10 protein-coding genes and 1 tRNA gene are annotated in these 16286 nt (G+C 35.4%); 6 read left to right on the top strand and 5 right to left on the bottom strand.

Going from position 1 to position 16286, the window contains the following annotated elements:
* Positions 1-12: 12 nt before the first annotated feature.
* Positions 13-1494: a catalase gene (locus tag BJG89_RS13000; RefSeq protein ID WP_096810988.1), complete on the bottom strand. Its 1482-nt coding sequence runs from the start codon at positions 1492-1494 to the stop codon at positions 13-15.
* Positions 1495-2251: 757 nt separating this feature from the next.
* On the opposite strand from BJG89_RS13000, the gene BJG89_RS12995 reads away from it, so the two are divergent.
* On the top strand, positions 2252-2872 hold the full coding sequence (locus BJG89_RS12995; RefSeq protein WP_096810987.1) for a hypothetical protein: 621 nt from the start codon (positions 2252-2254) through the stop codon (positions 2870-2872).
* Positions 2873-3118: 246 nt separating this feature from the next.
* Here the strand turns inward: BJG89_RS12995 and BJG89_RS14960 are convergent, their stop codons facing one another.
* The 4 genes from BJG89_RS14960 to gltC form a co-directional block, all read right to left on the bottom strand.
* On the bottom strand, positions 3119-3241 hold the full coding sequence (locus tag BJG89_RS14960; protein WP_255312547.1) for a hypothetical protein: 123 nt from the start codon (positions 3239-3241) through the stop codon (positions 3119-3121).
* Positions 3242-3363: 122 nt separating this feature from the next.
* Positions 3364-4140, bottom strand: coding sequence for a YibE/F family protein (locus tag BJG89_RS12990; protein WP_096810986.1), 777 nt, complete (start codon positions 4138-4140; stop codon positions 3364-3366).
* Entirely contained in the window at positions 4137-5249 is a 1113-nt protein-coding gene (locus tag BJG89_RS12985) for a YibE/F family protein (protein WP_096810985.1), read from the bottom strand. The genes BJG89_RS12990 and BJG89_RS12985 overlap by 4 nt, the downstream gene beginning before the upstream one ends.
* Positions 5250-5330: 81 nt before the next feature.
* Positions 5331-6218: a glutamate biosynthesis transcriptional regulator GltC gene (gene gltC / locus BJG89_RS12980; RefSeq protein WP_096810984.1), complete on the bottom strand. Its 888-nt coding sequence runs from the start codon at positions 6216-6218 to the stop codon at positions 5331-5333.
* A 141-nt stretch (positions 6219-6359) separates the two neighbouring features.
* Between gltC and gltB the strand changes: the two genes are divergently transcribed.
* The 5 genes from gltB to treC all read left to right on the top strand — a co-directional run bounded on the left by gltB (position 6360) and on the right by treC (position 16259).
* Positions 6360-10862, top strand: a complete 4503-nt coding sequence (gltB, locus tag BJG89_RS12975; protein WP_096810983.1) for a glutamate synthase large subunit — start codon at positions 6360-6362, stop codon at positions 10860-10862.
* 20 nt (positions 10863-10882) lie between these two features.
* Positions 10883-12346, top strand: a complete 1464-nt coding sequence (locus tag BJG89_RS12970; RefSeq protein ID WP_096810982.1) for a glutamate synthase subunit beta — start codon at positions 10883-10885, stop codon at positions 12344-12346.
* A 60-nt stretch (positions 12347-12406) separates the two neighbouring features.
* Positions 12407-12499 (top strand) — tRNA-Ser (locus BJG89_RS12965).
* A 379-nt stretch (positions 12500-12878) separates the two neighbouring features.
* Entirely contained in the window at positions 12879-14306 is a 1428-nt protein-coding gene (treP, locus tag BJG89_RS12960) for a PTS system trehalose-specific EIIBC component (RefSeq protein WP_096810981.1), read from the top strand.
* A gap of 318 nt (positions 14307-14624) precedes the next feature.
* A complete protein-coding gene (gene treC / locus BJG89_RS12955; RefSeq protein ID WP_096810980.1) occupies positions 14625-16259 on the top strand; it encodes an alpha,alpha-phosphotrehalase in 1635 nt (544 codons plus the stop codon).
* Positions 16260-16286: the final 27 nt, after the last annotated feature.

Below are 16286 nucleotides of genomic sequence, written 5' to 3'. Positions count from 1 at the left end.
TTTCCTTTTATATTAGTCCGCGACATCTAAGTCCACTTCATTAATATCAATGCCCATAGCTTCGGCTACACCTTGACCATATGCTGGATCGGCTTTATAGCAATGTCTAATATGACGGTGTTTCAATGCGTCGGTAACGGGACTCATTTCATTCGCAGTATTTTTAAATAATGTTTGTTGTTCTTCAGATGACAATAGACGGAATAATTTACCAGGTTGTTCAAAATAATTATCATCATCTTCACGGAAGTCATATTCATATGCTTGTCCTTGGATATCTAAAGCTGGTTTTTTGTATTGTGGTTGATCTTCAAATGCACCATTACTATTTGGATAATAATGTGTACTAGCGCCCTGATTATTATCTAAGATACGCATTTGACCATCTCTACTAAATGGACATATGTTTTCTATACCGACGCCTTTAGGTTGATTAACTGGAATTTGCCAATGGTTAACACCTAAACGGTATCTCTGAGTATCTCCATATGAAAATAGTCGGCCTTGTAACATTTTGTCTGGTGAGAAATCTAAACCTGGGACGATATTTGTTGGTGCGAATGCAACTTGTTCAACATCTTGGAAATAGTTTTCAGGATTTCGATTTAATTCGAATTCACCAACTTCAATTAATGGATATTCATCTTTATACCAAACTTTAGTTAAATCAAAAGGATTGTCTTTATGGTTACGGGCTTGTTCTTCTGTCATCACTTGGATGTACATTTTCCATTTAGGGAAATTGGCTTGTTCAATATTATTAAATAAATCTCTTTGAGAAGAATCTCTATCTTTAGCCATCACTTGTTCGGCTTCTTCTGCAGAATAGTTCTCTATACCTTGTTGTGTTCTATGATGGAACTTAACCCAAAAACGTTCGCCTTTATCGTTGTACATAGAATATGTATGAGAACCAAAACCATGCATATTTCTAAAGCCTTTAGGGATACCACGATCTGTCATTAAGATTGTAATTTGGTGCAATGCTTCTGGTAATAAAGTCCAGAAATCCCATTGTGCTTGTGGATCTTTCATATTTGTTTTTGGATTACGTTTTACAACGTGATTTAAGCTAGGGAATAATTTAGGATCTCGGAAGAAAAATACTGGTGTATTATTACCAACTAAATCCCAATTGCCTTCGTCTGTATAGAATTTTAAAGCAAATCCTCTGATATCACGTTCTGCATCACCTGCACCACGTTCTCCAGCTACAGTTGAAAATCTGGCGAACATTTCAGTTTGTTTACCAACTTCAGCAAAGATACTTGCGCAAGTATACTTTGTAATATCATTTGTTACTGTAAATGTTCCGAATGCGCCTGACCCTTTTGCATGCATGCGGCGTTCAGGTATGACCTCTCTATCGAAATGAGCCATTTGTTCAAGAAAATAAATATCTTGCATTAATAAAGGACCTCTTGGGCCTGCTGTCATACTGTTTTCTCTATCTGTTACGGGCGCTCCAAACAGCCCTGTTAATTTTTGTTTCATTTTATATCTATATCTCCTCTCAATAGATGTGAATACTATTGTAATAATTACTTTTTGATAATTATTATAATTTATTATAGCAGTAAAAACGTTAAAATGTGTGTATAAATAATGAACAAATAATTCTAATTGATAATTTAAAACGATAAGTGAAAATTATACTTAATTTAATTCATTTTTAATAAAACAATTATGTTTATTTAAATATGTAACTCTGATATGGTTAGATATTGATTGTTAAATAGATTAAAAATGACATTGTCATATTAAGGAAATGATTTTTATGAATGTATAAGCCGTAGCATTAAAATGTTTTAAAGTATTAGATGGGTTCATTAGCTAATGCATAGCTAAAATCCAATCGTGCTATATTTATCTGAATTTAAAAAAATTTAGTTGTTATCCTCATTTTGGTTTATTCAAAAAAACAGCATAGCGTGTTGATTGCTTTCCGAAACCATACGTGTAAGTTATGTACAAGGTAAAAAGGGTACCATAGTTGAAGGTATTTTAGTAATAGTATCAGCTGCAATGTGTGCGTGGGTTATGCTTTGTGCGAGCTTAATTCGTCAATAGTTAGCATGACTAGAAATCGTAGAATCAATCCATTTTTATTAAAATCATATCTTAAAGTTGAAAAATAGCTATCAACTTCGGCACTTCACATTTGATGTGGGGTGTTTTTCTATGTATACCAATAACGTCATCGTGGTGTCCGTCTATTATGAGGAGCAACAATTTAATGGGAGGTTAATCTATGAATGTACAGATAAACAATATCAGTCCATTTAATATTATTTGTGAAAGTATTTATGAAGAAACGAAACCTTTTACATATCATGGATTGATAGACTATGGGAGGGCGTATTATTATTTGAAAGATACGTCATTAGACTATATTTCCACAAGTGTCATTACTCGATACGAAAAAGGCGATAAAGACGCATTTAAATCTAGATTTGCTCATTTTGGAGAGACTGAAAAGATTTGTATTGAGAAACTAGAAGTCATCTCTTCATTTGAAAATAAAGGGGTTATGACTATTATGTTTTGTGATATTATGTTAGCACTTCTAACTAGAAGTTTAGCGAATGAAAACCATATAGAAATCAAATTTATAAACACATCAGATTTAATCAAAAATGGGGAAATAGTAAATGTGTATCATAGTGTGTTACCTAAATATGAATTGACGTTAGCGCAACCTAGTAGTTCGAAAATATCTTTAGAAGGTAGACGTACTAAATCAAATATTGATTTTTACCAAGATGTTTATTATATATTTCCTGTAGAAACTAGAGAAGCAGATATAAGATATTATACAGAGCTACGAGATAATAAAATTGAATTATTAAATCAAAAATTAAAAACGCTTTAAATATCTAATTTTATCAAGATGCAACCTTTATAGAAAAGGACGCACGCATAAATAAAGATTGTGACATTAAAAATGCATAAATAAAGTAAATTTGCTTAATAAAATGATCATAATAGATTATTAAACGAATAAAGCGCAATTATGATAAGAAAATCTAAAATAAAGCTGCTGATTTCCTAGAGGGTTTAGGAATCAGCAGCTTTATTCTGTATATATAAAGTATAATACTTAAGATATTTCATTGTTTTAAGTGAAAAGGGTTTTAATAAACCGAATAAATGCACCAAATATTTCAGGTATAAAAGTAACACCCAATTCTGTTTTTGCTTCTTTTGATGATTTTTTTCTACGCTTTTTATTTGATGTCATAATAACCCCCTCTTTGGCTATTTTGAAATTTTTTGTTTGAGATATGCACTATAATGACATGTAGTAGATACTATATACAAATCAAATATAGAGCGCTGATTTAAATGGTATCTAACGATAAATTACCGCGAATCATCTATTCGGAAAGGCTTTTGGTGTTTAATTAACAGTGCGGTTAACCAAGCAGTAATCGGTATACTGATTGCAACAGCAATCCCGCCTAAAAGGATAGAGATAAATTCTTGTGCAAAGATTTTGGAATTAATAATATGGCCAAATGAATAGTTAAGTTTGAAGAACCAAAAGAATAACGTGAGTTGGCCGCCGAAATAGGCAAGGTAAATCGTATTTGCTGAAGTAGCTAAAATTTCTCTCCCTACACGCATGCCAGATTGAAAGAGCTCTTTTTTTGTTAAATTGGGATTAGTTTCGCTTAATTCATACATGGGCGAACTGATAGTGATAGCCAAATCGATGACTGCTGCAATCACTGCAAGCACTATGGTAAAGACCATAAATTTTACCATATCAATCCCAATATTCATGGAAAAGACATATGTCTCATCTTGTTCTTCAGTTGTGAATCCTTGCAAATGCCCGATGGATACAGACAAATAAATACCGATAATCAAACATAAAGTGGTAAGGATTGTTGCATAAAATGCTGCTCTGGTCTTAATATTGTAGCTGTTTAAAACAAATAAGTTACATGCTGCAATCACAATACAAAATATCAGTGTTACTAGGTAAATAGGTGCCCCAAGCATAATGAGAACCACAGTGATTAATAATATAACAAAGTTTAAAAATAATGTTAAATAGGATATTACACCTTTTTTACCTCCAAAAATTACCATTAATATGAAAAGTAACAGCCCTAAGATCGTTATAACGCTCATGGATTAGCACCTCGCATTTTAAACCATAATTGCATTAATAAAATAGTAATCGGAATAGTTAATACAATACCGATACCGCCTGTAATTGCCCGGGAAATTTCTAATGACCAATTCATAGATATAGTGTAAGTGACTGTATTTTCATTTTTTAAATATATAAGAAACATCGGTAAACTACCTGATAAATATGAAAATAATAAGATGTTGGTCATTGTGCCCATAATATCTTGGCCAATATTGCGACCAGCTAACGCCCAACGCGTCATGCTTATATCGGGTGTTCTACGCAAAATTTCCGTCATCCCGCTAGCAATTGTAATAGCTACGTCCATTACGGCCCCGAGCGTTCCGATCATCACTGATGCAAGAAAAACTTCTTTAGGTGGTAAAGTTAAGAAACTCATCGTTTCAAATTTTAAACCTGCGCCGTCAGTTAAATTAATGGCGAGCTGTGTAACACCTACACAAACAAACGTGCCTAATAATGTGCTGACTACTGTGACTAGCGTGCGCCATCGCCATCCAGTTACTAACAACAAGGTAAATATGGTAGTTAAAACAACGCCAATACTCATCAGCATAAATAAATTTAAACTAGGAAATTTATTATGCAAATAGATAGCTAAGAGCACTACAATAGTATTGAATACTAAAGAAAGGATTGACTGTAATCCAATCTTTCTACCAACAAGTAATACAGTTAATAAAAATATACCGGTCATCATCACAACTAGACTATCCCGCTTTTTTTCTGTGATGTATGCATCGTCTAAATGTTTATCGATGTGCAATAAGACTTTGTTATGTTTAGAGAACGCCTCGCTGTCAGCCTGTGAGGCTATGTAATGATGTGAAATTGTTGTCGTTTGACCTTTGAATTTTCCATTTAAAATTTTAAGCGTCAGTGTTTGGTTGTATTTTGTATCTTTATTATGATTATCATCTGTAATATTTGTAGTAGATTCGTTTTCTATTTTTGTAATTTGCCCAACAGGTGTATCGTAAAATGTCTCGTTGAAAAAGGTGAAAATAAATAAGCCTACAAACAAGATGAAAAATAACAATATAACCCAATCAAAAGGGCGTTTTAATAACGTTTTGACAGACATTGTTGTATCTCAGTCCTCTCTATTTAGACAATGCGATTATACGCTCCTTGAGATTTGAATTCAAAAATTTTATGGATATGATTAATGATAAGTTGCGCTTCTGCTTAATAATTTATCAATCATACCTAATAATAGTGGAAAATCATGTTTCTGATTATCTAATCGAAATACTTGGCAAATCGTTCTTTTTAATTCTGTATGCTCTAATGACACTTCCAGCCATTTTTGCGGATTTTTCGTTAGTAGATGATAAGACGACGTTACTATAAATCCACGTTCTTTAGTTAAGATATATTGAGCTATTTGAGGGTGTGTGATTGTACGTATAGGTGATTTGATTGTCTTTGTTAAGATTTGCTTGATTCTTGGCGGCAATGGATATAATTCATAAATTGATTTATTAGAAAGCTGCACTAAAGGTGGATTAGTAGCTAATGTAATTGGGTCATTTTTAGGTACATAGATATGAAAATTTTCTTCGAATAAGGGACTAACTTTTAAGGCACGGTGCTGTTTGAGTTCCTCAGACATGTCAGTAAAAGCAATATCGATTTTGTCCGTGAGTAGGGCAGGTAAGATAGCTTCTTCTTCCATTAAAATAGGTTGGATTATAGCTTCACTTTCATTTTCAAAGGATTGCATTAATAAAGTGATTACCTGTGTAATATAACTTTCAACGTAACCAATGCGTATAATATAATGGTCCGTTTCAGATTGGTTATGGAACAAACGAACTGTGTTATCAAGTTGATCTATAATTTTTGTTGCTTCCGAAAATAATTGTTTACCTTCTTCAGTGATATGGATATTGCGCCCTTCTCTATTAAATAATGTGACTTGTAGCTCTTTTTCTAAAAGTGTGATTTGTCTGCTAATCGCAGATTGAGCGATATTTAATTCAAGCGCCGCATCAGATAAATGTTCTCTTTTCGCGACTTCTATAAAATACTTTAATTGTTTGATTTCCATATAACCAACTCCATCATTTCAATTACATTCTAATTATTAGAATAATATCATCTATTTTATATATTGAATAGATAAATGGATTACTTTATAGTGTACCTTACTTATTAAATATTCAGAATTTTCGTAAAAGGGGTGAGGGCCATGCTCGAATATGGTAAGCAATTAGGGCTATATGATAGCCGCGAAGAACATGATGCATGTGGTATAGGGTTTTATGCCAATATGGATAATCAGAGAAATCACGATATCGTTGAAAAATCATTGGAAATGTTACGTAGATTAGATCATCGCGGAGGTATTGGTTCAGATGGGATTACTGGTGACGGGGCCGGCATTATGACAGAAGTGCCATACGAGTACTTTGCAATGAAAGTGGATTTCGATTTACCAGATGAAGGTCAATATGCGGTGGGCATGTTTTTTACTAATGAGAAGATAGCTGGTTCTCAACATGAAGCACAATTTAATGCGCACTTTGAAGCGGAAGGTTTAAGTGTCCTTGGCTATAGAAATGTTCCTGTAGATACGAATGCAATTGCCTCACACGTTGTTGAAACAATGCCGCATATACAACAAGTATTCATTGCGCTAAACGATGCTGCACATATAGACAGAACATTATTTTTAGCGCGCAAACAAATTGAAAATTATGCTGATCAACAACGCTTGAATTTATATTTTACAAGTTTATCGCATAGAACAATTGTATATAAAGGATGGTTGCGCTCAGACCAAATTAAAACATTATATCAAGATTTAAACCATGATGCGTATGTTTCAAAGTTAGGACTTGTGCATTCGCGTTTTAGTACGAATACTTTTCCGAGTTGGAAACGTGCGCATCCTAACAGATTACTCATGCATAACGGTGAAATTAATACCATTAAAGGTAATGTGAATTGGATGAGAGCAAGACAAAACGATTTAATTGAAACAATCTTTGGTAATGATAAAGATAAAGTGAAAGAAGTACTTGATGAAGATGGTAGTGACTCCGCCATTGTAGATAATGCATTAGAATTTTTATCGTTAGCTATGGAACCTGAGAGAGCGGCAATGCTGATGATCCCGGAACCTTGGTTATACAATAAAACCAATGATACTAACGTGCGTTCATTTTATGAATTTTACAGTTATTTGATGGAACCATGGGACGGTCCTACAATGATTTCTTTTTGTAACGGAGATAAAATAGGAGCATTAACAGATAGAAATGGTTTAAGACCAGGTCGTTATACAATTACCAAGGACAATTATATCATCTTCTCATCTGAGGTTGGTGTGGTAGATGTACCAGAAGACAATGTTGCATTTAAAGGTCAATTGAACCCGGGAAAGTTGTTGCTGGTTGATTTTAAACAAAATAAAGTGGTTGAAAATAATGAATTAAAAGCACGCATTGCAGATGAACATCCATATGACAGTTGGCTACACCAATTTAAAGTAGATTTAGGTTTATCTAAAGTATCATATCAAAACTCTGAATGGAGCGATGAAAGTTTAGCACGTTTACAAAAACAGTTTGCTTATACAAAAGAAGAAATGGATAAATATCTGACAGAAATTGTTGAAAATAAGAAAGATCCGATAGGCGCAATGGGGTACGACGTGCCAATCGCTGCTCTAAACGAAAAAGACGAAACATTATTCAATTATTTCAAACAATTATTTGCACAAGTTACAAACCCTCCTATCGATGCGTATCGAGAGAAAATAGTTACGAGTGAATTATCTTATTTAGGGTGTGAAGGTAATTTGCTGAAGCCTAATGAAAACGCGTTAAATCGTATCCAATTAGCGCGTCCAGTTTTAACTGAAGCACAACTTGAAGTCATTGAACAAAGTAGGTTTAATGTGACGCATTTATCTACGGTTTACCAAAATGATTTAGAAACAGCATTGGATGTGTTGGGAGATAAAGCAATTCAAGCTGTTAAAGAAGGTAAAGAAATTATTGTGTTAGATGACAGTTATTTAGTTAATACAGATGAAGGTTATGCGATGCCGATACTGTTAGCGGTAAGTCACATTCATCAGTTACTAATTAGAGAAGGATTACGCATGCGTACGAGTATAGTAGCATTATCAGGTGAAACGAGAGAAGTGCATCATGTTGCTTGTTTGTTAGGATATGGTGCAAACGCAATTGTACCGTATTTAGCGCAACGTACAATTGAGCAGTTGGTCCAAAACAAACGTTTAAAAGGGGATATTTCTGAAAATGTTCAAACTTATACGGATACATTATCAGAAGGTGTCATCAAAGTTATGGCCAAGATGGGTATTTCGACTGTTCAAAGTTATCAAGGGGCGCAAATTTTTGAAGCAGTAGGTTTATCTTCTGAAGTTGTTGAAAAATATTTCACGGGCACACAAAGTAAACTTTCAGGTATATCTATAGATATGATAGATGAGGAAAATAAGTCAAGGCAAACACCTACAAGCCAATATATAGAATCAGGAAGTACATTCCAGTGGCGTAAACAAGGTCAACATCATACTTTTAATCCGACATCTATACATTTGTTGCAACATGCATGTCGTTTAAATGATTATGAAAAATTCAAATCATTTTCACGTGAAGTTAATCACAAACGTACCGATCACGTTCGTCACTTGATGGAATTTAAAAAGCAAGAAGCTATCGATATAAGTGAAGTCGAGCCTGCAAGCGCTATTGTTCAACGTTTTAATACAGGAGCAATGAGTTATGGTTCGATTTCGGAAGAGGCACACCAAACATTAGCTGAAGCGATGAATCAAATGGGTGGTAAAAGTAATAGCGGTGAAGGTGGAGAAAACCCGGAACGCTATATTATAGATGAAGAAGGACGTAATCGTTCTAGCGCAATCAAACAAGTTGCATCCGGTCGTTTTGGTGTGACGAGCGATTACTTACAACACGCTAAAGAAATTCAGATTAAAGTTGCGCAAGGCGCTAAACCAGGGGAAGGCGGACAATTACCAGGTGCTAAAGTATACCCATGGATTGCTGAAGTAAGGGGGTCAACGCCAGGTATTGGCTTAATATCACCACCGCCGCATCATGATATTTATTCAATTGAAGATTTAGCACAATTAATTCATGATTTAAAAAATGCAAATAAAGATGCCAATATCACAGTGAAACTTGTTTCAAAAACTGGCGTAGGCACAATTGCAGCAGGTGTTGCTAAAGCATACGCGGATAAGATTGTTATTAGTGGCTATGATGGCGGCACAGGCGCTTCACCAAAAACGAGTATTCAACATGCAGGCGTACCATGGGAAATTGGTCTGGCAGAAACGCATCAAACCTTAATGATGAACGGTCTTAGATCGAGAGTGACGGTAGAAACAGACGGGAAGTTACTCACAGGTAAAGACGTTGCTTACGCATGTGCATTAGGCGCAGAAGAATTTGGTTTTGCTACGGCGCCATTAGTGGTGCTTGGATGTATTATGATGCGCGTATGTCATAAAGATACTTGCCCTGTAGGCATTGCTACTCAGAACCAAGATTTAAGAGCTTTATTTAATGGCAGAGCAGATCACGTGGTCAATTTTATGCACTTTGTTGCTGAAGAATTACGAGAGATTTTAGCTGGACTTGGCTTGAAATCCGTAGATGAACTTGTAGGTAGAACGGATTTATTAGCACGTAAAAATAATCTGGCTAGCAGCCGCCCTAAAGCTGCATCGATGAACGTTGAAGCATTGCTATATCAACATAAAGGTGAAAGATTTAAAAAAATCGAACAAAATCACCATCTCGATGAAGGCTTTGATTTAACAGCGTTGTACCCAGACGCGCGAACAGCGATTGAAAATGGTCAATCATTTATTGGTCAATACTTATTGAAAAATGAGCAACGTGATGTAGGTGTTATTACCGGTAGCGCCATTACAAGAGCCCATGGCAAAGAAGGATTGCCTGAAGATTCAATTTACGCTAAGACAGTGGGGCATGCAGGGCAAAGTTTGGGTGCATATACGCCGCATGGTTTAACCATTCATCACACAGGAGATGCTAATGATTACGTAGGTAAAGGTTTATCTGGTGGTAAAGTGATTGTTAAAGCACCAAACCAGCAACGTGAAGACGAAATTATCGTGGGTAATGTTTGCTTTTACGGTGCTTCACACGGCAAAACGTTTATAAATGGTAAAGCAGGCGAGCGTTTCTGTATTAGAAATAGTGGTGTACAGGCAGTTGTTGAAGGCATAGGTGACCATGGTCTTGAATACATGACTGGTGGCCGTGTCATCGTTCTTGGGGATGTAGGAAAAAACTTTGGACAAGGTATGAGTGGTGGCGTGAGTTATATTTTTCCATCTGACTTAGAAAAATTTAAATCAGAAAATCAACTTGATAGCTTGGATCTTGATTTCATTACTGTAGCAGAAGAATACGAAGTTTTGAAGTCTATGTTAGAAGGACATGTGCAATACACAAATAGCACAAAAGCGAAAAAAATCCTAGCTGACTTTGAGCATGTCGCAGATAAAGTCGTTAAAGTTATCCCTAAAGAATATAAACTAATGATGCAAAAAATCGACTTGCAAAAGCAAAACTCAGATGAACTTGATCAAGCTTTATTAAATGCTTTTAATGATAAGCGCACATATATAGAATCAGAGCAACAATTGACTGCTGTATATTAATACTAGAAGGGGGATTTATCATGGGTGAATTCAAAGGATTTATGAATTATGACAAACAACAACTGCAGGAGTTATCTTTGGTCGATCGTTTGAAGCATCACGGTGCGTTTCAACAAAGATTTACGAAAGACGAAGCGGCACAACAAGGCGCCCGTTGTATGGATTGCGGGACACCATTTTGCCAGACAGGGGAGCCTTTCGGCAGAGAAACAATTGGGTGTCCTATTGGCAATTACATTCCAGAATGGAATGACCTTGTCTATAGACAAGATTTCAAAACGGCCTACGAGCGGTTAAATGAAACGAACAATTTTCCGGAATTTACAGGGCGGGTCTGTCCAGCACCTTGTGAGCAATCTTGTGTCATGAAAATCAATCGTGAATCAGTTGCTATTAAAGGAATTGAAAGAACTATTATAGACGAAGCCTTTGAAAATGGTTGGGTAAAACCGACAACGCCAGAACATCGTAAAGATGAATCAGTTGCTATAGTGGGTAGTGGGCCAGCTGGTTTAACTGCTGCTGATGAATTAAATAAATTAGGGTATAACGTAACAGTGTATGAGCGCGCACATGAAGCTGGTGGCTTACTTATGTATGGTATACCTAATATGAAATTAGACAAAGATGTAGTGCGTCGTAGAATAAAAGTGATGGAAGAATCAGGTATTCAATTTGAAACAGATACAGAAATTGGCGTAGACATTAGTAAAGAAACACTTAATGAGGAATATGGTGCTATTATTTTATGTACCGGTTCGCAAAATGCGAGAGATTTACCTCTAGAAGGACGTATGGGGTTCGGTATTCACTTTGCAATGGATTATTTAACAGAACAAGCTCAATACTTAAACGATGAAATTAAGGAACCATCTATTTCTGCAGAAGGTAAAAATGTAATAGTCATCGGGGCTGGAGACACTGGGGCAGATTGTGTTGCTACGGCATTGAGAGAAAATTGTAAATCTATTGTTCAATTTAATAAGTATACAAAGCAACCTGAGGCAATAGAATTTGATGAAAACAGTTACTGGCCATTAGCAATGCCTGTATTTAAAATGGATTATGCACATAAAGAGTACGAGGCGCGTTTCGGATTTGAGCCACGTGCATATGGCGTACAAACAATGCGTTATGATGTTGATCGAATTGGAAATGTGACCGGCGTTTACACACAGATCCTTGAAGAAACAGATGAAGGCATGGTGGTTGTCGATGGTACAGAACGTCACTGGCCAGCAGATTTGGTATTGTTGTCCATAGGGTTTGTTGGCACGGAAACTACAGTGCCACACGCTTTCAATATCCAAACTGAAAGAAATAAAATTATCGCAGATAACAAAAATTTCAAAACGAATCAATCAAATATTTTTGTGGCAGGTGATGCAAGACGAGGCCAAAGTCTTGTTGTTTGGGCAATCCAAGAGGGTAGAGCAGTTGCTAATGCGGTGGATGGATACCTAACGGAAAAAACGTTGGTGTAACATTTTAATTATAATTGACTTTTGCAATACACTATAATACTATAATTAATGTGTTTATTTGGAGGAATACCCAAGTTCGGCTGAAGGGATCGGTCTTGAAAACCGACAGGGGCTTAACGGCCCGCGGGGGTTCGAATCCCTCTTCCTCCGCCATTATCATTAAAAACCAAGACTAATTAATAGAGTAGACAAACATTCATATGTATATGAATTGTTTGTCTTTTTTGTTTTGAAATGGGTATTTTAACATAACTATAACTCCAATAGTTTAACTTGTAACTAATTTAATGTGGTTCGTGTGCGTATCTATAAATGTTGAATTATAGTAGATAATGTATTGTTTGGCAGATTATATCGTTAAGCACAAATAAATAAAAGGTGGTTGATTTATACAAGGTCGTGAATGCAAATCAAATGCTATATTTGGTCTCGCTTCGGTCTTTTTTTATCTCTCTTTATGAAAGCCTTTGCAAAACTTGTATAGACAAGTTATAATCTGGATAACATAGAAAAATTAAGGGAGTGAATCATCATGGCTGTTAAAAAGAAAGATGTTCAAGATATCGTCGAAGCTATTGGAGGCAAAGAAAACTTGGACACAGCAACACACTGTGTAACGCGTTTACGACTTGTTTTAAAAGATGATGATAAAGTTGACAAAGATCGTTTGAATAATAACGATTTGGTTAAGGGTCAATTTAAAGCAGACAATCAATATCAAATTGTTATTGGACCAGGCACAGTAGATGAAGTTTACAAGCAGTTTATTGAAGAAACTGGGGCTGAAGCGTCCTCGAAAGATGACGCGAAAGCTGCAGCTGCCAAAAAGGGTAATCCAATTCAAAGATTGATTAAGTTATTGGGAGATATCTTTATTCCAATCTTGCCAGCTATTGTAACAGCTGGTTTGTTACTAGGGATTTATAATGTGTTAACGATGGAAGATTTATTTGGGAAACAACCACTCGTTGCACAATATCCACAATTAGGTGATATTGCGGATATTATTAATGTTATTGCGAATACTGCTTTTATCTTCTTGCCGGCATTAATTGGTTGGAGTAGTATGCGCGTATTTGGTGGTAGCCAAATACTTGGTTTAGTATTAGGGTTAATTTTAATGAACCCACAGTTGGCTTCACAATATGATATTGGTAAGGGTGATATTCCGGCTTGGCATATTTTTGGTTTAGAAATTAAACAATTGAATTACCAAGGCCAAGTATTACCAATTTTATTAGCGTCTTATGTATTAGCGCAAATTGAGAAATTCTTAAATAAATATGTGCATGATTCAATTAAAATGTTAGTTGTTGGGCCTGTGGCCTTATTAATTACTGGCTTCTTAGCATTTATCGTTATTGGGCCAATTGCATTATGGTTAGGAACAGGTATCACGAACGGAGTAACATTTGTCTTTGAACATGTAGGTTGGTTAGGCGGTGTAATATATGGCTTGTTCTATGCACCGTTAGTGATTACTGGATTGCACCATATGTTCTTGGCAGTTGATTTCCAATTGATGGGAAGCAGCCTTGAAGGCACATATTTATGGCCAATCTTAGCAATCTCTAACATTTGTCAGGGGTCAGCAGCGTTTGGTGCTTGGTATGTTTACAAAAAACGAAAAATGGCCAAAGAACAAGGTCTTGCAATGACTTCTGGCGTTTCAGGTTTCTTAGGTGTTACTGAGCCAGCATTATTCGGTGTCAACTTACCGTTGAAATATCCGTTTGTAGCAGCAATTTTAACTTCCAGCGTGATAGGCGCCATCATAGGTGCAAGCGGTGTTTTGGGTAAAGTAGGTGTAGGTGGTGTGCCAGCCATTATTTCAATTCAAAGCAATTATTGGCTTGTGTATGGTATTTGTACGATTATTGCTATGGTTGTGCCAGCAATTCTAACAGTCGTGTTCTCTAAATTTAGTAAAGAAGAAGCGAAAGAAATGGTGGAAGAATAAAGAAACTATATCGTTAAGGGTAACTAAGACGCTATGCATCGATAATCATCAATGATCTTTGTAGTAGAAGGCTGAAATGAAAATGAGTTTATAACATCGTTTTATAGAGCGGCTTCTTGATTTATTAAATTAACTTTACTTATTTGTAAGTGTTGGCTTATGCCGTTCTTAAGAAGGCGGGTAATTCTTGCACAAACTTAATAATTTACGTTAGTGCTTGTCTTTTTATCAAGGCGAGGCAATAAAATCTTTAAAGAAACACAGATTGCTGTCTCGTCTATTGATTTTAAAAATATATTAAGAAAAGGTGGTAATTATGTGGTTGTAAATGATTGGAGAAAGTCGGTAGTTTATCAAATTTATCCCAAGTCATTCAATGACACTACTGGTAATGGTGAAGGCGATCTACGTGGTATAATTGAAAAATTAGATTATCTACAATATCTAGGTGTAGATTATATTTGGTTAACGCCCGTTTATGAATCACCTATGAATGATAATGGTTACGATATTAGCAATTATTATAAAATAAACGAACAGTTCGGTACGATTGATGATTTAGAAACTTTGATAGCTGAATCACATAAACGTGATTTGAAAGTAATGATGGATATTGTTATTAATCATACTTCTACAGAACATGAATGGTTTAAACAAGCTTATTCCGGCAAAGAAAATCCTTATAGAGATTATTACTTCTTTAGAAGGTCAGCAGATAATCAACCGCCTACCAATTGGGAATCTAAATTTGGTGGTAATGCTTGGGAATATGATGAGAAGACAGATGAATATTACTTGCATTTATATGATGTAACACAGGCAGATTTGAATTGGGATAACCCAGAAGTACGCCGAGCGCTTTATAAAGTGATTAATTATTGGATTGATTTTGGCGTGGATGGTTTTAGATTCGATGTTATCAATGTTATTTCTAAGGGTGAGTTTAAAAACTCATCAAAAATCGGTAAAGAATTTTACACGGATGGACCACGTGTACATGAATACTTGCATGAAATGAATCGACAAACATTCGGTGATAAAGATATGATGACAGTTGGAGAAATGTCTTCAACCACAATTGATAATTGTATTAAATATTCAAATCCTGAACGACAAGAATTAAGTAGTGTGTTTAACTTTCATCATTTAAAAGTGGATTATATAGATGGAGAAAAATGGACCAACGCGAAGTTAGATTTCCATCAATTAAAAAATATATTGATGGAGTGGCAGACAGGAATCTATAATGGTGGCGGATGGAATGCGATTTTTTGGTGTAACCATGACCAACCTCGTGTTGTAACAAGGTTTGGAGATGATTCGACGGAAGCGTTACGCAAAAGTAGTGCGAAAATGCTTGCTATAACGTTGCACATGTTACAAGGCACGCCATATATTTATCAGGGTGAAGAGATTGGTATGACAGACCCTCATTTCGATAGTATAGATCAGTATCGAGATATAGAAACGCTCAATGCTTATAAAAGATTGAAAAATGAAGGCTACGCAGAAGATGAAATATTAACGATTTTAGGACAAAAGTCCCGTGATAATTCAAGAACACCTGTACAATGGACAAGTGGTGAAAATGCTGGCTTTACTTCTGGCACACCATGGATAGATATCCCAGACAATTATGAAAATATTAATGTTGAAGCGGCTATCGAAGATGACCAATCTATTTTACAAACTTACAGAAAATTAATTCAATTACGACATGAACACGATATTATCACTTATGGCGATATTGAACCGCTTTATATGACACATGATAAATTGTTTGTTTATAAACGCCATTATAAAAATGAAACTTGGTTAATCATCGCTAATTTTTCAAAAAACAAAGTTGCGATACCTGAGGGTTTAGATGTTGAAGGAGAAATCGTTTTACAAAACGGTTCTATTGTCAATGGATTGATAGAAGGCTTTGGTGCGATAGTGGTCGCACAATAATTTAGATTAAAAGGCAGTGAGTGATAT

It is taken from the genome of Staphylococcus nepalensis (assembly GCF_002442935.1).
In the GTDB taxonomy this organism is placed as follows: Bacteria; Bacillota; Bacilli; order Staphylococcales; family Staphylococcaceae; genus Staphylococcus; species Staphylococcus nepalensis.
This window is presented reverse-complemented; position numbering and strand designations above follow the sequence as displayed.